The organism is Streptosporangium sp. NPDC051022 (genome assembly GCF_040683035.1).
In the GTDB taxonomy this organism is placed as follows: domain Bacteria; phylum Actinomycetota; class Actinomycetes; order Streptosporangiales; family Streptosporangiaceae; genus Streptosporangium.
Genome location: NZ_JBFBCF010000002.1, coordinates 422,124 through 441,803 on the forward strand (window position 1 = coordinate 422,124; position 19,680 = coordinate 441,803).

Annotated in this window: 16 protein-coding genes, 1 tRNA gene and 1 pseudogene; 10 read left to right on the forward strand and 8 right to left on the reverse strand. The window is 71.3% G+C overall.

The genetic code is table 11. The features are described from left to right. Positions 1-418 precede the first annotated feature (418 nt). The gene (locus AB0N02_RS05910) at positions 419-2,272 is read right to left on the reverse strand and encodes a DUF3352 domain-containing protein (protein ID WP_363943165.1); all 1,854 of its coding nucleotides are present in this window, start codon (positions 2,270-2,272) and stop codon (positions 419-421) included. A gap of 533 nt (positions 2,273-2,805) precedes the next feature. Here AB0N02_RS05910 and AB0N02_RS05915 point away from each other — a divergent pair. From AB0N02_RS05915 to AB0N02_RS05925, 3 genes are all read left to right on the forward strand, one after another. Then, positions 2,806-3,597 (forward strand): thioesterase family protein, encoded by a 792-nt coding sequence (locus tag AB0N02_RS05915; protein ID WP_363943166.1) that lies wholly within the window; start codon positions 2,806-2,808, stop codon positions 3,595-3,597. Between the two features lie 77 nt (positions 3,598-3,674). Next, the gene (gene murI / locus AB0N02_RS05920; protein ID WP_363943167.1) at positions 3,675-4,550 is read left to right on the forward strand and encodes a glutamate racemase; all 876 of its coding nucleotides are present in this window, start codon (positions 3,675-3,677) and stop codon (positions 4,548-4,550) included. 132 nt (positions 4,551-4,682) lie between these two features. After that, positions 4,683-5,438 carry an MBL fold metallo-hydrolase gene (locus tag AB0N02_RS05925; protein ID WP_363943168.1) on the forward strand — a complete coding sequence of 252 codons (756 nt, stop codon included), beginning with the start codon at positions 4,683-4,685 and terminating at the stop codon, positions 5,436-5,438. 31 nt (positions 5,439-5,469) lie between these two features. Here AB0N02_RS05925 and AB0N02_RS05930 read toward each other — a convergent pair whose 3' ends face one another. Beyond that, positions 5,470-6,048: a hypothetical protein gene (locus tag AB0N02_RS05930; RefSeq protein WP_363943170.1), complete on the reverse strand. Its 579-nt coding sequence runs from the start codon at positions 6,046-6,048 to the stop codon at positions 5,470-5,472. Between the two features lie 379 nt (positions 6,049-6,427). Here AB0N02_RS05930 and rph point away from each other — a divergent pair, with 379 nt between their 5' ends. The 5 genes from rph (at position 6,428) to AB0N02_RS05955 (ending at position 10,823) form a co-directional block, all read left to right on the forward strand. Beyond that, a complete protein-coding gene (gene rph, locus AB0N02_RS05935; RefSeq protein ID WP_363943171.1) occupies positions 6,428-7,144 on the forward strand; it encodes a ribonuclease PH in 717 nt (238 codons plus the stop codon). After that, complete coding sequence (locus tag AB0N02_RS05940; protein WP_363943173.1) at positions 7,141-7,779, forward strand: XTP/dITP diphosphatase; 639 nt, start codon at positions 7,141-7,143, stop codon at positions 7,777-7,779. Before rph ends, AB0N02_RS05940 begins: the two co-directional genes overlap by 4 nt. 146 nt (positions 7,780-7,925) lie before the next feature. Beyond that, positions 7,926-9,653: a molybdopterin-dependent oxidoreductase gene (locus tag AB0N02_RS05945; protein WP_363943175.1), complete on the forward strand. Its 1,728-nt coding sequence runs from the start codon at positions 7,926-7,928 to the stop codon at positions 9,651-9,653. 154 nt (positions 9,654-9,807) lie between these two features. Beyond that, complete coding sequence (locus tag AB0N02_RS05950; protein ID WP_363943177.1) at positions 9,808-10,557, forward strand: toxin glutamine deamidase domain-containing protein; 750 nt, start codon at positions 9,808-9,810, stop codon at positions 10,555-10,557. Then, positions 10,554-10,823 (forward strand): hypothetical protein, encoded by a 270-nt coding sequence (locus AB0N02_RS05955; protein ID WP_363943178.1) that lies wholly within the window; start codon positions 10,554-10,556, stop codon positions 10,821-10,823. Before AB0N02_RS05950 ends, AB0N02_RS05955 begins: the two co-directional genes overlap by 4 nt. Positions 10,824-10,890: 67 nt before the next feature. On the opposite strand, the gene AB0N02_RS05960 is transcribed toward AB0N02_RS05955, so the two are convergent. The 4 genes from AB0N02_RS05960 to AB0N02_RS05975 form a co-directional block, all read right to left on the reverse strand. After that, positions 10,891-13,404, reverse strand: a complete 2,514-nt coding sequence (locus AB0N02_RS05960; protein WP_363943179.1) for an FtsX-like permease family protein — start codon at positions 13,402-13,404, stop codon at positions 10,891-10,893. Between the two features lies 1 nt (position 13,405). After that, on the reverse strand, positions 13,406-14,176 hold the full coding sequence (locus AB0N02_RS05965; protein WP_363943180.1) for an ABC transporter ATP-binding protein: 771 nt from the start codon (positions 14,174-14,176) through the stop codon (positions 13,406-13,408). A 291-nt stretch (positions 14,177-14,467) separates the two neighbouring features. After that, a complete protein-coding gene (locus AB0N02_RS05970; RefSeq protein WP_363943181.1) occupies positions 14,468-15,133 on the reverse strand; it encodes a response regulator transcription factor in 666 nt (221 codons plus the stop codon). 181 nt (positions 15,134-15,314) lie between these two features. Further along, the gene (locus AB0N02_RS05975; protein WP_363943183.1) at positions 15,315-16,511 is read right to left on the reverse strand and encodes a sensor histidine kinase; all 1,197 of its coding nucleotides are present in this window, start codon (positions 16,509-16,511) and stop codon (positions 15,315-15,317) included. A gap of 484 nt (positions 16,512-16,995) precedes the next feature. Here AB0N02_RS05975 and AB0N02_RS05980 point away from each other — a divergent pair, with 484 nt between their 5' ends. Together AB0N02_RS05980 and AB0N02_RS05985 are read left to right on the forward strand one after the other, a co-directional pair. After that, the gene (locus AB0N02_RS05980; protein ID WP_363943185.1) at positions 16,996-17,541 is read left to right on the forward strand and encodes a SigE family RNA polymerase sigma factor; all 546 of its coding nucleotides are present in this window, start codon (positions 16,996-16,998) and stop codon (positions 17,539-17,541) included. Beyond that, complete coding sequence (locus AB0N02_RS05985) at positions 17,538-18,875, forward strand: hypothetical protein (protein ID WP_363943187.1); 1,338 nt, start codon at positions 17,538-17,540, stop codon at positions 18,873-18,875. Before AB0N02_RS05980 ends, AB0N02_RS05985 begins: the two co-directional genes overlap by 4 nt. A 253-nt stretch (positions 18,876-19,128) precedes the next feature. Here AB0N02_RS05985 and AB0N02_RS05990 read toward each other — a convergent pair. Both AB0N02_RS05990 and AB0N02_RS05995 read right to left on the reverse strand, forming a co-directional pair. Next, positions 19,129-19,201, reverse strand: a tRNA-Leu gene (locus AB0N02_RS05990). Between the two features lie 28 nt (positions 19,202-19,229). Further along, a pseudogene (locus AB0N02_RS05995) lies at positions 19,230-19,667 on the reverse strand (HNH endonuclease signature motif containing protein); the annotation flags it as partial. Between the last annotated feature and the right edge of the window lie 13 nt (positions 19,668-19,680).

Genomic DNA, 19,680 nt, shown 5'->3' on the forward strand with positions numbered 1-19,680 from the left:
CCGGGGGGGGCCGGGTGCCCCCCCCCCCCCCCGGCGGGGGGCGGGGGCACCCCCGGCCGGGCCGGGCGGTGAGCCCGCCCGGCCGCGCGATGGGATGTCCGGTGCTGTGACCGGGAACCTTCACCGGGTCGGGCGCCGTACATCGGCGCCGACCCGCTCCGCTTCACCGCCCGCCGTACCGGCGCTTGGAAGGTCACGGACGTGGTGAAGGCGGGTGATCGCCGCCCTGGCCGGCCAGGCCTCTCGGCGAGAAGGCGTCGGTCGGGCAGGTCCCTGAGGGTGCTGGTCGAACAGGTCCCTCAGGGGGCGGGCAGGTTTCTGAGGGTGCTGGTCGAACAGGTCTCTCGGGAGTCGGTCGGGCAGGGCCTTGAGGGGGCTGGTCGAACAGCCCCCTCAAGGATTGGGCGTTCCTGAGGGGCTAGTTGAACAGGACCCTCAGGGAGAAGGTGGCGTCGCTGCCCGACTGGGTGCCGCTGATGCCGACGGCCCGCAGGACCTGGGCGTTGGCCTTCTCGTCGCCCTGGAGGTTCTGCAGGTAGAAGTGCTCCAGCTTGTCGAGGTCGACGTAGGCGGCGAAGGTCGCCTTGTCGGCGTCCGGGACCGCGAGCTTGAAGCCCTCGTCGTCGCCCAGCGTGCCGTCCTTGGCGAGCTCGGCGGCGTAGTCCTGGGAGCTGGCCAGGACGAAGGTGCCGTCACCGGGGACCTTGGCGAGCTGCGGGACGGTGGTGCCGGAGTCGGCGAGGAACTTCTCGATCTTGCCGACGACGTCCTGGGCCTTGGCCGGGTCGGTGGTGATGCGGGCGCCGAACTTCGGTTCGCCTCCGTCCAGGCCCCTGGCGTCCAGGGCCAGCGTGAGGTTCTTGCCCAGCAGCGTGGTCAGGTCGGCGGGGAGCGCCAGGCCGTACTTCTGCTGGAGCTGGTCGGCGAACTGCTGGAAGGAACCGGCGCCGCTCACTTCGGCGGACTTCAGGAGCTGGCTCCACTGCTTGCCGATCACGTCGCCGAGGCCGGAGATCGAGACGGCGGCGGCGGTCGAGACGGGGAGCACACCGATCTTGGACACCTCGGGCTGGCCAAGGTCCAGGTTCTGCGCACCGCGGCTGACACCGGCCAGTTCGACGTAGTCGCCGTCGAAGCGGAGCGCGGCCGCCACGCGGAGGTTCTTGATCTGCGCGAGGGCCTCGGGGTTCTGGGTGGCCAGCTGCGGGGCGAGGGCGGCGACCTTGCCCGCGTTCATCCAGAAGGAGAGCACGCCGGTCTCGCCGAGGGCGCTCAGGTCGTCGGAGAAGTCGGTGTTCTGCGACAGCGGCGCCGCCGCGGCGGCCCGGTCGGCCTCCGCCTGGGTGGCGGTGAGCAGCGCGTAGCCCTCGCGGAACGCGATGCCGTGCTTCTGGCCGTCCATCAGCTTGGCGATCCCGGCCTTCGCCTTCGTCTCGTCGGTGACCTGAACGGCCACGACGATGCCGGGGTCACCGCCGCTCTTGGCCGGGGGAAGCGCGGCCAGGCCGATGCGGTCGCCGAGCCACGGTTCGACGTCGGCGGCGTAGTTCACCTTGTCGAGGTTGCCGCTGTCCTGCTTGATCAGGTCGAACAGGGACTTGCGCGGGTCGTCGCCGGTGAAGGAGCTCTTGGTGACGGTGAACTTCCTCGCGATGGTGAACAGCGCGATCTTCTGGTTCGCGGCCGGATCGAGGTCCAGGCGTACGTAACCGAACGCGTCACCGGGCAGCACGTCGTGCGGCTGGGCGCCGCCACCGCTGAGCAGGCTGACCGCGAAGGCGCCGCCGCCGCCCACGAGGGCGACGACCAGCGCGGCGATCACCGCGATCAGCCAGCCCTTGCCCTTCTTGGCGGGCGGGGCCGGAGGCTGTCCCGAACCGAGGAAGTCGGGGCCCTGCTGCCAGGAGGGCTGCGTGTAGCCCGGCTGCTGGCCGTACGCCTGCTGCTGGTAGCCCTGCTGCTGGTGGCCCGGCTGCGGGTATCCGGACTGGTGGCCGGCCTGCTGGCCGTAGTTCTGCTGCTGGCCGTAGGCCTGCTGGGGGTTCGGCGGCTGGCCGTACGCCTGCTGCTGGCCGTAGCTCTGCTGCTGCTGGCCGTATCCCTGCTGGTATTCGGGCTGGGCCTGCTGCTGGTATCCCCCCGCGTTCTGCTGCGGGTAGCCCGGCTGCTGGTAACCCGCCTGCTGGGGATAGCCCTGTGGGCGGTAGGCGATCGTCCTGTCGGGCTGCTGGTCAGGCGTGGGCGACTGGTCGGGGGGATTGTTGGCAGGCATGCTCACTCACAATGTGGACTTCTTGGGTACCGAAAAGTTAGTGCACATCGGTAGCAAACCGCTTGCATTAAACTAACTAAGCGGTTGTTCCGTCTAACGCGACCGTTCGCCGGAATGGAGCATCGCCTGCTCCGACGCCTCGATTCGCCTCCCCGACGTGATTCCGTCGTCTCCCGCGAGAGTGATCGTTTTCGGGGGATCGCGCCGCCGTCGTGACCGGAAAACGCCTCCGCGGCTCCTCGCCGCCGGGACACCGGCGTCCGGTCGGCCCGCACCTCTCCGTGTCCCGCACCTCTCCGTGTCCCGCACCTCTCCGTGTCCCGCACCTCTCCGTGTCCCGTGCCGGCCGGTCGATGAGGCCACCGGTTCCCGGCTCCTTGACCTGCCGGGAAGAGCGCCGGAGAAACCCGCAAGCGGTTTCCGGTTCGAGGAAAGCGTGTTTTCCCAGGTGGTGGCATATGTGTGAAATCGGCGAGGCGGGAGCCACCCGGGCTCGGTAGACTTACCCTACAGAATAATATTCGGGGGTATGGATGACGAAGTTCGATGAGGCGACGCAGGCGATCCGGGTGGACGAGACCACCTACGACGTGTGCCTGGACCCCGGATACTCCATCGGGGGACCGCTCAACGGCGGCTACCTGATGGCCGTTCTGCTGCGGGCGGTCGTGGACGCCTCGCCGCACGAGCACCCCGTGACCACCAGCGCCCAGTTCCTGCGCTCTCCCGCCCCCGGCCCCGCCCAGGTGAGGCTGGAGCAGCTCAAGGCGGGCCGGACCGCCACGATGACCCGCGCCACCCTCGTCCAGGACGGCACGTCGTTCATCGAGACCCTCGTCACGACGGCCACCCTGCGCGACGTCGCCCCCGACTGGATGGGGCGCCCCCCGGTCGCCATGCCCCCCATCGAGCGGTGCCGCACGCTGCCCGACCCCGGGCCCGAGTCGGGCATGACGTTCAGCGCGCAGATGGAGGTGGCCTACGACCCGCCCACCGTCGGCTGGCTCGACGGCGACCCCTCCGGGAGCCCTGAGGTCCGCGCCTACTTCCGGCTGGCCGAGCCGCAGGATCCCGACCCCTACGTGCTGGCGATGGCCGTGGACTGTCTTCCGCCGGTGGTCTTCTCTGCGGGAGCGCGGGGATGGGCCCCCACCGTGGACCTCACCTGGCACCTGCGCGCCCTGCCCGCCCCCGGCTGGCTCACCCTGTTCGGCAGCGGCCGGATGATCGGCGACGGCTGGTTCGACGAGGACGTCGAGGTCTGGGACTCCGCGGGACGCCTGGTCGCCCAGTCCCGCCAGCTCGCCCGGGTAGGACGCGGCTGATGACCACGTCATGATTGATCGTGTTGTGAGGATTCTTACCGTGAGCCGTCGTCCCAGGTCGCCTAACCTTGGGAACCGTGTCGCAAGCAAGCATTGGAATCTTTGACAGCGGTGTCGGCGGTCTCACGGTGGCCAGGGCGATCATCGATCAGCTGCCGAGCGAGTCGATCTTCTACGTGGCCGACACGGCGCGGCAGCCGTACGGTCCCAAGACCATCGCGCAGGTCCGCGCCTACGCGCTGGAGGTGATGGACCACCTCGTCGAGCACGATGTCAAGATGCTGGTGATCGCGTGCAACAGCGCCAGCGCGGCGGTGCTGCGGGACGCGCGTGAGCGCTACGACGTACCGGTCGTCGAGGTCATCCAACCGGCGACACGCCGGGCCGTACGGGCCACCCGCAACGGCCGGGTCGGGGTGATCGGGACCAGGGCGACGATCGAGTCGATGGCCTACCAGGACGCGTTCGCCGCGGCCCCCGACGTCCGGCTGACCGGGGTGGCCGCGCCCCGCCTCGTGGAGTTCGTCGAACGGGGGGAGACGACGAGCGAGGAGCTCATCGAGGCCATCCGCGGCTACCTGGAGCCCGTGCTGCGCGACGGATGCGACACGCTGATCCTGGGCTGCACCCACTACCCGCTGCTCACCGGCCCGATCTCCTACGTCGCGGGGGACGGCGTCACGCTGGTCTCCAGCGCCGACGAGACGGCCAAGGACGTCTACCGCGTCCTGCACGACCGGGGCCTGGCCGCGGTGGGGGGCACCCCCCGGCACAGGTTCGCGGCGACCGGCGACGGCCGCCTCTTCGCCCGGCTGGGCCAGCGCTTCCTCGGCCCCGAGATCCAGGCGGTCGAGCTCGCGGCGGTCGGGCAGGTCTCCGGCGACGGCTACGTCCCGCTGGGACAGTCCGCCTCCGCCGCCCCGGGCCTCGGGACGTGGGAGCCCATCGGGTGAGACAGCCGGACCTCCCGGGCCCGCGGGAACTCCCGCGGGGCGGGTGAGGCCGGGGCGCCGGTCACCGGTTCCCCGAGGGCGATGTGGGGCGTCGCGAAGCAGAGACCATACCGTGACAAGTAGGAGGCCGCCGTGAAACTGACGATCATCGGATGCTCTGGGAGCTTCCCCGGCCCTGACAGTCCCTCCTCCTGCTACCTGCTGGAGGCCGAGGGGTTCCGCATGCTGCTGGACTTCGGCAACGGGGCGCTGGGCGCGCTCCAGCGGCACATCGGCCTCTACGACGTGGACGCGATCTGCCTGTCCCACCTGCACGCCGACCACTGCCTCGACATGTGCGCCTACCACGTGGTGCGCACCTACACCCCGCACGGCCCGCTTCCCCGTGTGCCGGTCCACGCCCCCGCCGGCGCGCCCGGCCGCCTGGCCGCCGCCTACGGCATGTCCGACGAGCCTGGGCTGGAGACGGACTTCGACTTCGCGCGGCTGACGCCCGGCGTGTTCGAGGTGGGCCCGTTCGAGGTGACGGCCGCCCCGATGAACCACCCGGTCGAGACGTACGGGTTCCGGGTCTCGTACGGCGGCCGCTCGGTGGCCTACTCCGCCGACACCGGAGAGTCCGCCGAACTGGTCAAGCTCGCCTCGGGAGCGGACGTGCTCCTGTGCGAGGCGTCCTTCCTGGAACAGCCCGGCCTGCCGACCGGCCTGCACCTGACGGGGCGCCAGGCCGCCGAGCACGCGGCCAGGGCCGACGTGGACACCCTGGTGCTGACCCACCTCGTGCCCTGGTACGACCCCGGGCGGATCCTCGACGACGCCTTGCGGGGCGGCTACGCCGGGCGGATCGAGCTCGCGCGCAGCGGCGCCGTGTACGACCTGGGCGGATGAACCCCGCGCCGGCCGGTTGCCGGCGCGCCCGTCATGCCCACTCCAGCCCGGAGAAGGAGGGGGGCGCCGAGGCGGTGCCGGTGACACGCAGCCGTCCGTTTCGCGTGCTGACGCGGTAGAACGCCGGAAAAACCGTCATTTTGAAGGCGGTGGTGACGGCATCGCCGTCCCGCTCCAGGACGACCCGTGCCACCGTGCCGAGCCGGGCGGCGAGCGCCTTGACCGCGGGGTCGGCGATCGGCCCGCCCGGATGACGGCTCTCGTGGCAGACCACGGCGATCACCTCCGCCCCCTCGACGCGGAGCGTTTCCGCGGCCTCGCAGAAATCGGGGAGCGTCGTTTCGCACGGGACACGGCCCACCATGAAGAATCCCAGCACGGTCGGCCGGTCGAATTCCCATGAGCGGACCGGCTCCCCGTCCACGGTGCGGGTGCTGAACCCCGGTATTTCCGTCCCGACCGGCAGGAGAGAATCGTCCGCCTGGTCGACGGTCCTGTGCTCCAGGGCGCTCATCTTCGCGGAAAGAGTCGCGGCGACGTGCGCGGTGAGCGCGAAGTTGGCGATCACGGCGACGCCCAGTGCCGCCACGAAAATGTAAACGGTGTTCATCGCGTCTCCCGCTCCAGGTAGGCGAGGACTTTCTCCGAGAGGACGACGGCGACGCCCGAGGGCGACGCCCAAGGAGGCCGGCCGTTTTCCGGCTGGTGTGCTGGATTTCAGGGATATCTGGGGAGAGTTTCCGCGGGGCCCGGTTTCTCCGCGCTCTCCAAGCGTGCCGCTCCGCGGCCGGAAAGTCGTTGACCGTCCCCGCACGGTTGTTGCCGGTTTCCGCATTCCGCCTTCGTGAGCGGATCACGCCCGCGACCACCGGGGGAAACGGTGCGGACGGGACGGAAGACGCCGTCCTCGCACGTGTCGCGTGTGCCGCGGGCCGCTTGTCCCCCGGTCGCCTCCCGGACACGGCGCCCGCTCGTCTAGGGTGAGGTCCATGGCTCGCGCAGATGGACGTTCTCCTGATCAGCTCCGCCCCGTCACCATCACCCGTGGCTGGCTCGCCCACGCCGAGGGGTCGGTGCTCGTCGAGTTCGGCGGCACCAGGGTGCTGTGTGCCGCCTCCGTGCAGGACAGCGTGCCGCGCTGGCGCAGGGGAAGCGGCCAGGGCTGGGTCACCGCCGAGTACGCCATGCTGCCCAGGGCCACCAACACCCGTAACGACCGCGAGTCGGTGCGCGGCAGGATCGGCGGCAGGACGCACGAGATCTCCCGCCTGATCGGCCGTTCGCTGCGGGCCTGCGTCGACTACAAGGTCCTCGGCGAGAACTCGATCGTCATCGACTGTGACGTGCTCCAGGCCGACGGCGGCACCCGCACCGCCGCGATCACCGGCGCCTACGTGGCGCTGGCCGACGCGGTGCGGTGGATGCGCGAGCGGAAGATGTGCAACGGCGACCCGCTGATCAACTCCGTCGCCGCCGTGTCGGTCGGCGTCGTCGGATCCACGCCGCTGCTCGACCTCTGCTACACCGAGGACGTCGCGGCCGAGACGGACATGAACGTGGTTATGACCGGATCCGGCGAGTTCGTCGAGGTCCAGGGCACCGCGGAGGGCAAGCCGTTCGACCGGGCCGCGCTGAACGAACTGCTCGACCTGGGCGTCGCCGGATGCGCGGAGCTGACCCGCCTGCAGCGGGAGTCGCTGGCGTGAGCGCCGGGGAGGCCGGGCCGGCGGGTGTGACCGCCGGCAGGCTGGTGCTGGCCACCAGGAACGCCGGGAAGATCGCCGAGCTCCGCCAGATCCTGGCCGACGCCTCGGTACCGGTGGAGATCGTCGGTCTTGAGGAGTTCCCCGAGATCGGCGACGTCGCGGAGACCGGGCTGACCTTCGCCGAGAACGCCCTGCTGAAGGCCCACGCCGTCGCCGAGCAGTCGGGCCTGCCCGCGATCGCCGACGACTCGGGCCTGTGCGTGGACGCGCTGAACGGCATGCCGGGCATCTTCTCCGCTCGCTGGGCGGGCAAGCACGGTGACGACGGGGCGAACCTGGAACTGCTGCTCGCGCAGGTGTCCGACGTTTCGGGAGAGCACCGGGGCGCCCACTTCGCGTGCGCGGCGGCGCTGGCGCTGCCGTCGGGCGGGGAGCGGGTGGCGGAGGGCGCGCTGCACGGTGTGATCATCGACGCGCCGCGCGGAACCAACGGCTTCGGCTACGACCCGATCTTCGTGCCGGAGGGGGAGAACCGGACGACGGCGGAGCTCTCGCCCGATGAGAAGAACGCCATCAGCCACCGGGGCCGCGCCTTCCGCGCGCTGGCCCCCGTCATCGCCGAGGTCCTCGGCTAGGGCGGATCGCGCCTCCACCGTCGGCTCCGGGCCCGTCCTCGATCGCCGTCGAGGGGGTGCCCGCCCCTCGCCGCGGGACGACACTTCGGAGGGTTCGTGATCGGTGCGTAAGATCCGCGTCCCCGGCCGAGCGTAACGTCTGAAGTATGGAGAGCAACAGGCGTGTGCCCATGTGGGCGGCCGCCCTGATCGGTCTGGTTTCCGGCGCGGTGGCGGTCGGGGTCTCCCTGCTGGCGGCCGGGCTGGTGAAGGCGTCCGCCTTCCCCGTCGTCGCGGTCGGCAACGCCGCCGTGGATCTCGCCCCCGCGGGGGCGAAGGAGTTCGCGATCCGCGTCTTCGGGGAGAACGACAAGAACGTCCTGGTCACCGGCATCTTCGTGGTCCTCGCCGTGATCGCCGCCGTCCTCGGGATCCTGGCCGTCCGGGACATCAGGTACGGCATGGCGGGGCTGACCGCCTTCGGCGTGATCGGTGTCCTGGCCGTCCTGACCCGCCCCGACGCCGGTCCCCTGGACATCGTGCCCACGATCGTGGGCGCGGCCGCGGGCATGGCCGCTCTCCAGCTCCTGGTCGGGCGCGCGCTGCCCGCACCGGCCGGCCGGGCCGTCCGTGACGGCGGCGCCGAGGCGGGGCCGGGAGAGGCGCCCGGTGCGGGGGGCGACGTGGAACCCACCGTGGAACCCACCGCGGGGGCCGGAGCGGGGGGTGGAGCGGAACCCGCTTCCGGCGTGCCCGGAGCGGAGGCCGGGGAGCGGCGTGAGATCCCGGTGCCGCCGGTCATGCGGCCGGGGGAGGGGCCGCTCGTGTTCGACCGGCGCAGGCTGCTCGCCGGGGCGGTCGGCGGTCTCGCGGTCGCCGGGGTGAGCGCGGTAGTCGGCCAGACGCTGTCGGGGCGGTCGGCGGTGAACACGGCCAGGGCCGGTCTGACGCTGCCCAGACCCGCGACCCCGCTCCCGGCGCTCCCGGCGGGCGTCGATCTGAGGATCAGGGGGCTGTCGCCGTTCGTCACCCCCAACCGCGACTTCTACCGGGTCGACACCGCCCTCATGGTGCCCCAGGTCGATCCTCGCTCCTGGACCCTGAGAATCCACGGCATGGTGGACAGGCCCGTCGAGCTCACCCTGGCCGACCTGATGAAACGGCCCGTGGTCGAGGCCGACATCACGCTGTGCTGCGTCTCCAACGAGGTCGGCGGCCCGTACATCGGCAACGCCCGCTGGCTGGGCGTCAGCCTGGCCGGAGTGCTGCGCGGCGCGGGCGTGCACAAGGACGCGGACATGCTGCTCAGCACCTCGGCCGACGGCTGGACCTCCGGCACCCCGGTCGACGTGGTCCTCGACGGCCGTAACGCGCTGCTGGCCTTCGCGATGAACGGCGAGGCGCTCCCCGTCGAGCACGGCTTCCCGGTCCGCCAGGTCGTTCCCGGCCTCTACGGCTACGTCTCGGCGACCAAGTGGGTGACGGACATCAAGGTCACCCGCTTCGACCGGGACGAGGCCTACTGGACCCCGAGGGGCTGGTCGCCCAAGGGGCCGGTCAAGACGGAGTCGCGCATCGACCTGCCGAGGGACGGGGCGCGCCTTCCCGCGGGCCGTACGGTGATCGCGGGCGTCGCCTGGGCGCAGCACAAGGGGGTCGACGCCGTCGAGGTCCGGATCGACCGGGGCCCGTGGCGCCGGGCCAGGCTCGCCGAGGCGCCGACCGCCGACACCTGGCGGCAGTGGGTGATCGACGACTGGGACGCCACACCGGGCGGCCACACCATCGAGGTGCGGGCCACCGACGCCACCGGCTACACCCAGACCGAGGAACGCGTCCCGACGGCCCCCGACGGCGCGACCGGCTGGCACACCGTCAACGTGGAGGTCGCCTGACGGCGAGGCTACGGAGGAGCCACTCCCCGTCCGGCGCCCGCGCACCCCGTGACCCCTCAGCGGGGCGGCGTGGTTCCCGATCTGGTCAACTCGCCCGCGCCGTGGCGGGACCCGCCCTAGCATCGGGCCGCGATGACAGGTCGAGGGGGGCCGGGTGAATCAGGTGTTCTCACTCACGGGGGTCTACAACCCCGTGGTGACCGCTGACGGGCAGCGGTGGCGGGACTTCGAGCTGGAGCTTCAGGCGTCGGTGGTGGTCGCGGCGCCCAGGGAGCCGGAGCGGGGGCCGTGGCGGCCGCCGTGGCTGGACAGGTGCAGGCCGTACGGCGTGGCGGGAGGGCTGGCCAGGCCCGACCCGCAGACCCAGGAGGACATGGTGCGCGCCGTACCGGTGACGAACCAGGGGGTGCCCAGGCGCTTCCCCGACCCCCGGGGCATGTGGGTCAGGCTGACCAACGGGGCGGGGGCCGCGGACGACCCGTTCCGGGCGACCAACGCGCTGGACTGCGCGCTGGCGGTGCTGTCCACCTGGTACGGCGCGCCGGTCGTCGCCGCGCCCCGGCGGCCCGAGTACGACCGGATCGGCAGGCCGTTGCTCACCGGGGAGGCGGGCGGGGTGGCCCGCGCCGAGCGGTGGCTGGGGCAGCGTTTCCAGTACGTGGGGCAGGGGCGGCAGGCCTACGTCCCGATCGGGCAGGTGCTGCTGGCGGGGGGACACGGTGCCGCGGCGATCATCGTCAACCGCTGGCCCGCCGGAGGCAGCCACGCCTGGAACGCGGTGAACGCCGGTGGAGAGGTGATCTGGATCGACGCGCAGCGCGGGCACATGGCGGTCGATCCCCCCTACGAGTCGGTGACCGGTGTCTTCTGCGTGGTGCTCGACGGGGAGGGGCGGAGGCTGTGAATCTCGACCAGGCCAGGGCGGTCGCGGAGGAGTACTTCAACGGGGTCCGGAACCCCGGATCCGCCGCGGAAATCCGGATTTATGCCTTCAGGGAAGGCTACGTCGCCTGGGAGAAGGAGCCCGAACCCGACGATCCCAACGTGCTGCCCGACACGGTCGGCGGCGGGTGCGTGGTGATCGACAAGATCACCGGGGAGATGGCCATCCGGCCCCTCCTTAACCCCGAGACCGTCGCCGACCAGTGGCCGGGCCGCCGCCCCAGATGACCGGACGGCCGGGGCGCCGCCCCCCTTGCGAAAGGCGCCCCGGCCACGGATGGAGACCCCGGCCGGATCAGCCGGCGGCCAGCGAGTTCACGATCGAGGCCCGCGCAGCCCTGCGGGCCGGCAGTACGGCGGCGAGCACCCCGGCCAGGCCGGACAGCGCCACGAACGCCAGGATCTGCGGCACGGGAAGGCTGAACACGACGTCCCTCGTCATCGTCCGCGACGCGGCCCAGCCGAAGACGACGCCGAGCACCACGCCGACCAGCGCCCCGATGAGCCCCAGGATCAGCGCCTCGACCGAGAGCATCCGCCGAAGCTGGGGCCGGGTCAGGCCCAGGGCCCGCAGCAGCGCGGACTCCCTGGTCCGCTCGTGGACCGACAGCGACAGCGTGTTGGCGATGCCCAGCAGCGAGATCAGCACCGCCAGCCCCAGCAACCCCGTGATGATCATCACGATCATGTCGAGCGCCTCGTCGAAGCCGCCGCGGATGTCCGTCGAGCTGGCGACCTTCGCCGTCGGGTAGGGCTGCGCCGCCGTCTCGACCGCCTTGCGGGCCGCGTCGGGGCTGACGCCCTCCTTGGCGTTGACCAGCACCCGGCTGTCGCCGACCGTGCCGAAATAGCGGTCGAAGTCCCCGGCGGGCACGGTCACGCTCGGCAGGCCGGCCTTGTCGGGGTCGAAGAGGCCCACCACCGCGAGGTCGACCGTGCCGGCCTTCGCCGTGTGCACCGGGATCCGGCCGCCGACCTTGACGCCGAGTTCCTCGGCCACGTCGTCGGCCACGGCCACGGTCCCCGGCCGGAGGGCGTCGATCGAGCCGGAGGTGAACTTCGGCCTGAAGTCGGGCGACGCGGTGAACGTCCCGGCCTCGTACCTGTTCCCCTTGTCTCCGATCTTGGCCGGTGTCCCGCGCAGGGCGACCACCGAGGTCAGCTCCGGCCTGGTCCGCAGGCTCTCGGCCAGCGCGCGGGGCAGGCCGGACTCGCGGTCCTGGGCCTGGATCATGTAGTCGACGGGGAACTGGTTGTCGAGCTGCTGGGAGTAGGTCACCCGCAGGGTGGCGGTGAGGACGGAGATGAGCGTCATCAGCGTCACGCCCACGGTGAGCGCCACGGTCGTGGTCGCCGACCGCTTGGGGTTGCGCCCGGAGTTGTCCAGGGCGAGCCTGCCGGGCACCCCGAAGAGCTTGCCGGGCAGCCAGCCGACGAAGGCGCCGAGCGGCTTGACGATCACCGGACCGAGGGTCAGCACCGCGAAAAAGACGAGCGAGCCGCCGGCCACGACGACCAGGAGCGCGCTCTGGCCCGGATCCGTGGTCACCCCGACCACCGTGGCGCCCACCCCCGCGACCAGGAACAGCGCCGCGAAGATCACCCGAATCAGGCCCGTCCTGAAGGTGTGCTCCTCGACCTGGGTGCGCAGCGCCGCGATCGGCGCCACCCTCGTCGCCGAGCGCGCGGGCAGCAGGGCCGCGCCCACCGTGACGACCAGGCCGATGACCAGGGCCAGGACGATGGTGAGCGGCGTCAGGGTGGCGGTCGCCTCGGGCAGCGGCGCGCCGATCGAGCGGAGTACCACCAGGGCTCCCGCCCCCAGGCCGTAGCCGAGCGCCAGGCCCAGCACCGACGACAGCAGGCCGACCACGGCCGACTCCACCACGATGGAGCCGAACACCTGCCCGCGTGTCGCGCCGATGCAGCGCAGCAGAGCCATCTCACGGGTCCGCTGGGCGACCAGGATGTTGAAGGTGTTGTAGATGACCAGCGCGGCCACGAACATCGCCACCAGGCCGAACAGCAGCAGGCCCATCGTGAGGAACTGACTGTCGGCGCCGTTGGCCTTCACCATGTCGTCGGCGTACCGCTCGCCGGTCTTGACGTCGTACCCCTTGCCGAGGGCCGTGGCGATCGAGTCGCGTGCCGCCTCCTGCGTCACACCCTCGGCGGCCACGACGTCGATCTCCCGGAAGCCCTTCTCCCCGGTCATCGCCCGGGCCGTCTCCACGGTGTAGCCGACCGCGCCGGTGAAGCCGAGATTCTGGTCCAGGCCCGTGTCGAACAGGCCGACCAGCTGGAAGTCGTGCTTGACGTTCCGGGAGTCCAGCACCGTGACGGTGTCGCCCACCTTGAACCCGCGGACCCGGGCGGTGTTCTTGTCGAGCGCGGCCTGCGTCGCCGTCTTCGGGGCGGAGCCGCTGGTGATCGGGACGCGGTTCAGCCGCCCCTGGAGGATGGAGATCCCCGCGGTGGGGTAGTCCCCGGCCGCCTTGCCGTCCTTGCCGATCAGCGCGGAGGTGCCCATCACGAGCCCTTGGGCGTCGGCGACGCCGCCGACCGCGCGGATCTTCTCCAGTACGGCGTCCTGCAGGATCGGCGTGCGGGTCCTGTCGCCGGAGACGGGCCGCACGGCCACGTCGATCTTGTCGGCGGCCGCGGCGAACTTCTCCGTGAAGCCGGCCTGCATGGTGTCGGTGAGCACGAACGTGCCCGCGATGAACCCCACCCCCAGCGCGATCGCCAGCGAGGTGAGCAGCAGGCGCAGCTTGCGCGCCCGGAGCCCGGCCAGGGTCGTCCTGAACACCTCAGCCCTCCAGCTTCATCAAGGTGTCCAGCACGCTCTGCGGGGTCGGCTGGAGGATCTCGCTGACCAGCAGGCCGTCCCGCAGGAAGATCACCCGGTCGGCGTAGGACGCCGCGACCGGGTCGTGGGTGACCATCACGATCGTCTGGCCCAGCTCGCGCACCGACGTGCGCAGGAAGGACAGCACCTCGGCACCGCTGCGCGAGTCCAGGTTGCCGGTCGGCTCGTCGGCGAAGATGACCCGCGGCTTGCTGATCAGGGCGCGGGCGACCGCGACCCGCTGCTGCTGACCACCGGACAGCTCGGTCGGCTTGTGGCCGAGCCGGTCGCGCAGGCCCACGGTCTCCACGACCCGGTCGAACAGGGCCTGGTCGGCCTGGCGCCCGGCGATCTCCAGCGGAAGCCGGATGTTCTGCTCGGCCGTCAGCGTCGGCAGCAGGTTGAACGCCTGGAAGATGAAGCCGATCCGCTCCCGGCGCAGCAGTGTGAGCTGCTTGTCGTTCAGTCCGGTGAGCTCGATGTCACCGATGTGCACCTGCCCGTGGGTGACCGTGTCCAGCCCGGCCAGGCAGTGCATCAGCGTTGACTTGCCCGACCCGGAAGGGCCCATGATCGCGGTGAAGGCGCTCGTGGCGAAGGAGACGTCGACCCCCCGAAGAGCCTGCACGGCAGCGTCCCCCTGGCCGTAGATCTTGGTCAGGCCCCTGGCAACCACGGCGGCCGCCGCGTTCTCCCGGGCATTCCACGCCCCGACCTCTCCGGTGATGGTCACGTCACTTCTCCTCGACAACCCATGCGTTCTTTGACGTGTAAAACGCTATTGCCGGGGGAAAGGCCGGTCATCGGCCTGCCGGACGGACTTCGTGCCCACCACGGGATGTCCGCGGCCGGATCGCTGCTACCTCCGGTGTAGCCGCGCCTCGGCCATTCGGCCGACCGGAGGGGTCACGGGGGCCGGGATCCACCGGGTCGGTATGGGGAAGACGCCGGGGAGCCGTGGGGAGCTGTGGGAGTCGCGGGAGCTGTGGGGGGGTCGAGGGAGTCGCCGGGGGAGCGGGAGACCTCAGCCCGCGGAGTGGGGGACGACGAGACCGGACTCATAGGCGTACACGACCACCTGGGCCCGGTCCCGCAGGCTCAGCTTGGCCAGGATCCGTCCCAGATGCGTCTTGACCGTCGCCTCCGCCAGGTCCAGCCGATCGGCGATCTCCGCGTTCGACAGCCCCCTGGCCACGAGCACCAGCACCTCCCGCTCCCGCGCGGTCAGCCCGCCCAGTGCCGCGGGCTCGGCACCCCCAGGGGAGGGAAGGTGCCCGGCGAAACGTTCCAGCAGCCGCCGTGTCGTGCTCGGCGCCACCACGGCGTCCCCGCTGTGCACCGAGTGGATGGCGCTGAGCAGGTCGGAGGGCGGCACGTCCTTCAGCAGGAACCCCGACGCTCCCGCCTTCAGCGCCGAGAACGCGTACTCGTCCAGGTCGAACGTCGTCAGGATCAGCACCCGCGGCCTCTCGGCCGCCGCGCAGATCAGCCGGGTCGCCTCGACGCCGTCCATGACCGGCATCCGCACGTCCATCAGCACGACGTCGATCTCGACCGTCCGCGCGGTCTCGACCGCCGCGGCTCCGTTGCCCGCCTCCGCGACGACCTCGATGTCCGGTTGTGCGCCGAGGACCATGCGGAACCCGGCCCGCAGGAGTTCCTGATCGTCCACCAGCATCACGCGAATCACCGGTCACTCACCACTTCTCACTCGCCTGGCCGACGGCTCCTCGTCTCACACCGGAAGCCCGTTCACCACGCCGGGTCCGTTCGTCACCGGCCGTTCAGTACTCTCTCATCCCGTCATACCGGCACCCCCGAGCGCCGCATCCCCCGGCCCCCCCGACACCCTCGCGCACCACCCCGGCCCGTCACGCCGCCCGCCTCCCGCCCGCCTCGGCGATCGGCAGCCGCGCCGTCACCTGGAACCCGCCTCCCGGGCACGGCCGGGCGTCGACGCTCCCGCCGAACATGGCGGCCCGTTCCCGCATGCCGACCAGGCCGTGCCCGTCCGGGCTCCGGGGAGCCGCCGCGCCACGACCGTCGTCGGTCACCCGCAGCAGCAGCTCCTGCCCGCCGTACTCCATCTCGACCGTGGCCCGGCTGTCGGGGCCGCCGTGCTTGAGCGTGTTGGTGAGCGCCTCCTGGACGATCCGGTAGACCGTCAGCTGCTCGCCCTCGGCGAGGTCCCGCGGAGGGCCGGTCACCCGGAACTCCACCGGCAGACCCGAGGAACGCACCTGGGCCACCAGGTCGTCCAGCTGCGACAGGCTGGGCTGCGGGGCGTACTCCTCGGGCACGCCGTCGGCCCGCAGTACGCCGACCATCCTGCGCATCTCGGCCAGCGCCTGCCGGCCCGTGTCCGAAATGGCGCGCATGGCCTCGCGGGCCTGCTCCGGGTTCTTGTCGATCGCGTAGCCCGCGCCGTCGGCCTGAACGATGATCACACTCACGTTGTGGGCGACCACGTCGTGCAGTTCCCTGGCGATCCGGGTCCGCTCGGCCGCCGCGGCCAGCCGCGCCTGCTGGTCGCGCTCGCGCTCGGCCCGCTCGGCCCGCTCCTCCAGGCTCTCCAGATAGCGGCGGCGGGTGTTGGCGTAGATCCCGGCGATCCAGATCGCGATCATGAACACCGAGCTGCTGGCCCAACTCCTGAGGTCTGGATTCGTGGTGATCCGCCCGAAGGCGAGGGCGAGCCCCAGCTCCGCGACCGCACCCGCGGCGATCGCCCAGCGCAGCAGGCAGCGCGACGCCACGGTGTACATGGCGATGAGCACGGTCAGGTTGAGGAACAGCGGCTGCACGCCCAGCAGCCACTGGCCGAAGCTCGCAAGTGAGACGATCGCGAACACCGTGAGCGGACGCTTCCGCATCCAGAGCAGCGGCACGGTCAGTAGCAGGGCGAGCCCCAGGGTCCCCCACGGCCCGAGCATCACCTCCGGATAGGATTTCGGCTCCGTGCCGACGTTCCACACGTTCGGTGCCGAGAACACGACGAAGGGCACCAGCCAGAGGGCGTCGACGATCCCGGGATGACGACGGCTCCAGGCGCGTAATCTGCCGAACACGTCACCACAATACGTATACGCAGTTCAGGGCCCTTCCCCCTTGAGGGGGAACCGGGTGTACGACTCAGGTCGCACATCGGCGCCGCTTACGCCGCCCTTACGGCCCGTTGGACACCATGGTTTCCGGGAGCACCCCTTGGGGTGAGTAAAGGGAGAATTGTTTGTGATGGCGGATCACAACAATGCCGGGTCGCGCGGTGAAGAGGACGCACCGCGCGACCCGACGCCTTTCCGGAGCGACACGGGCTCCACGGCCACCACCCCCTCACCCGCGTACTCCACGGCCACCACCTCTTCCCCCGCGTAGGGGCGGGTCAGCCCGCCTGGGGACGCGTCCTCCATGCGGAGACGGATCCCACATGTTTCCTCGCCCCGCCGTCTTCTCCGCCGGGTTTTCCCGGCCGCATCTTCTCGGTCTCTCAACCTTTTCCGGCCGCCCCGGTATCTGAGGGGGTGAAGGCCGAACCGGGAGGGATGCGTGGGCGTGGACGCCGAGGACGCCGAGGGACGGTTCCGTGACTTCGTCACGGCGCGCTGGCAGGCCATGCTCCGCACCGCCTACCTGCTGACCGGGGACCACGGCCGGGCGGAGGACCTGCTCCAGACCGCGCTGGTCAGGACCCACCGGCGCTGGAGCCGGATCGACGACCCCGAGTTCTACACCCGCCGCGTGCTCGTCAACCTCAACGCCTCCTGGTGGCGGCGAAGACGGTTCACCGAACACCTCACCGGAACCGTCCCGGAGACGGCGGGGGAGGACCCCCACGCGGCCTACGACGTCCGCGACGCGCTCTGGTCGGCGGTCCTGGCCCTGCCGTCCAGGATGCGCGCCGTACTGGTCCTGCGCTACTTCGAGGACCTGCCGGAGGCCGAGGTCGCCAGGCTGCTCGGTTGTTCACTCGGCACGGTCAAAAGCCAGGCCTCACGCGGCCTGGAACGGCTCAGGAAGCACCCCGGGATCGCCGACGGCACAGCCGCGCCGTCCCGGCCGGAGGCGACCACGGGATCTCGGGAGAAGAGGACCTCATGACCACACCGCTGGAAGACGGGCTGCGACAGACCTTCGCCTCCCGGGCCGCGACCGTCCCGGAGCACACCGACCCCTACGGCGCGACCCTGCGGCGGGTGCGTCGCACCCGGCGTCGCCGCCGGGCCGCCGCGGGCGGCGCGCTGGCGCTGACCGTCGCCCTCGTCCTGGTCAATCCCGTCGTATCGCGGGGGACCGACAGCCGCCCGGCCACGACCACGGTGCGGGAACGGACGGGACCCGACTGGCCGGCCCGGGGATCGCTCGCGGGCGACACCGCGCTTCTGGCCACCCTCAGGGCCCGGCTCGGCGACCCCGAAGCCCGGATCCTGTACGCCGGGGACAGGGACGGGCGGCGTGTGGTCGTGGCGGTCTCCCCGAAGAACCCGGCCATGGGCGGCACCGTCGTCCTGTACGGCGACGCCGGAACCCCCGTGGAGGACCTGGATCTCGGCACGGAGAGCCCCATGGCGGGCGGGAGCGGCAGAGAGGCCGTCGTCTGGATCTCCGCGGACGACGACCACCCGCTCGTGGTGCTCGGCCCCCCGCAGATGACCGCCGTGAAGATCTCCCCGTTCGTGTCCTACCGCGCCGACGGCACCCCGGTCCGGCACACCCGCACCCTCCGCGCCGACCAGGGCCTGCTGCTGACCACGCTTCCCGACGCGAAACTCGGCCACGCCGCCATCAGGATCCGGCTGGGAGAGCGATTCGAACGGCCCATGTCGCTCGGCTGGACCATCTCCTACGACGAGAACCCCGCCTTCCACCCCGCCCTGACCCGGGCCGCCGCGGCCGCGGCGGGCCACGTGAACGTCGAACAGGCCAGGGGCCTGCTGCAGGGACTCGGCACCCTGGCGACCCCGCCCTGGCGCCTGACCTACCGCTATCTGTGGGGCGGCTCGCTCGGCTCCCGTCGCGACGCCCTCGTCGCGACCGTCTCCGGGCCCGGCACCCCCACCTTCCTGGCCGTCCAGACGACCTACACCTCCTCCGACGGATCCACCGAGCAACAACGCCTCGGCCGCCTGGCCGGAGATCTCTCCCGTCCCGTCGGCTGGACCACGGCCGTGGGGGGCTCGCCGGACTCCGCGACCGCCGCCGTCTACGTTCCCGGCGGGGCCGGATCCCGCGTCGAACTACGGGACGGCGCCCGGACGATCGCCGTCGAGCCCGCCGACGCCACCGGCCTGGCCGTCTTCTCCCCGGGCCTGCCGGAGGAGCGGCTGCGCGCGTGCGAGTATCGCGTCCTGAACGCCAAGGGCGAGGTCGTCCACCGGGGGCGCCTCGACCTCGGAGCCCTCTACACCGCCGTCACGGGGAACTCCGACTGGTGACGGCCTCCGTGAGACCGGGACGGAACCCCGGCCCCCCGGCTTGGTGAGGCCTCCGCCGTTGTCATGGGCGGCGGCGCGCTCCTGCTCAAGGCGGGCGGTGCGCAGCAGCCCGATCGCCTCGCGTATCGCGGCGGATCTCGACGCGGCGTACGCGCGGCCCACGTGGTCATCGAGAAAGAAAGCGTCCTGAGCCGTCAGGGTGACGCTGACGGTCACCGACCTCAATTCGATCGCATGATTTCTCGGACGTTTGTGGGGCCGGTGGGATTCGAACCCACCCTGGCACGGACCTAAACCGTGTGTCTCTACCGCTGGACTACGGCCCCTCTTCTTTCCTGCGAAATTCTCTGTCTGTGAATGGCAGTTGGGGCAGAGGAATCGCAGGTTCTCTTTTCTGTTGTCCAGCCAGTCGCCGTTGATGTGATCGACGTGGAGAGTGAGGTCCCGCCCCAGCCAGACGCCCTCGATCTTACAGCCCGTGCAGTGGTACGGCACCCCGATTGCCGTCAGGTCCCGTCGGAGGCGTGCGGGGTTGGGGCGTGCGCTGCCTTTGGGGAGAACGACGAGGGCCTGTTCGGGGCGGCGACGCCTTGGCGAGGGACGCCCCCGGTTGGGGGCGGTCCTACGGAAATGCGAGGTGTCGATCCCGAGGCGCTTCAGCTGGCGGCTGATGTGCGCGTGATTTCCGCCCGCGATCGTGATGCCGAGGCGGCGGAGAACGTCGGCGACGCTGAGGGAACTCGCCGCGGCCTCGGCCAGCATTTCGGGGGTGTATTTGTACTTGGCCGGCATGCCCCAAGGTTAC

Excerpts from the sequence above, each read along its gene's own strand:
- AB0N02_RS05985 (WP_363943187.1), top strand. The coding sequence starts at position 17,538 with ATGACCACACCGCTGGAAGACGGGCTGCGACAGACCTTCGCCTCCCGG.
- AB0N02_RS05945 (WP_363943175.1), top strand. The coding sequence starts at position 7,926 with ATGGAGAGCAACAGGCGTGTGCCCATGTGGGCGGCCGCCCTGATCGGT.
- rph (WP_363943171.1), top strand. The coding sequence starts at position 6,428 with ATGGCTCGCGCAGATGGACGTTCTCCTGATCAGCTCCGCCCCGTCACC.
- AB0N02_RS05910 (WP_363943165.1), bottom strand. The coding sequence starts at position 2,272 with ATGCCTGCCAACAATCCCCCCGACCAGTCGCCCACGCCTGACCAGCAG.
- AB0N02_RS05930 (WP_363943170.1), bottom strand. The coding sequence starts at position 6,048 with ATGAACACCGTTTACATTTTCGTGGCGGCACTGGGCGTCGCCGTGATC.
- AB0N02_RS05915 (WP_363943166.1), top strand. The coding sequence starts at position 2,806 with ATGACGAAGTTCGATGAGGCGACGCAGGCGATCCGGGTGGACGAGACC.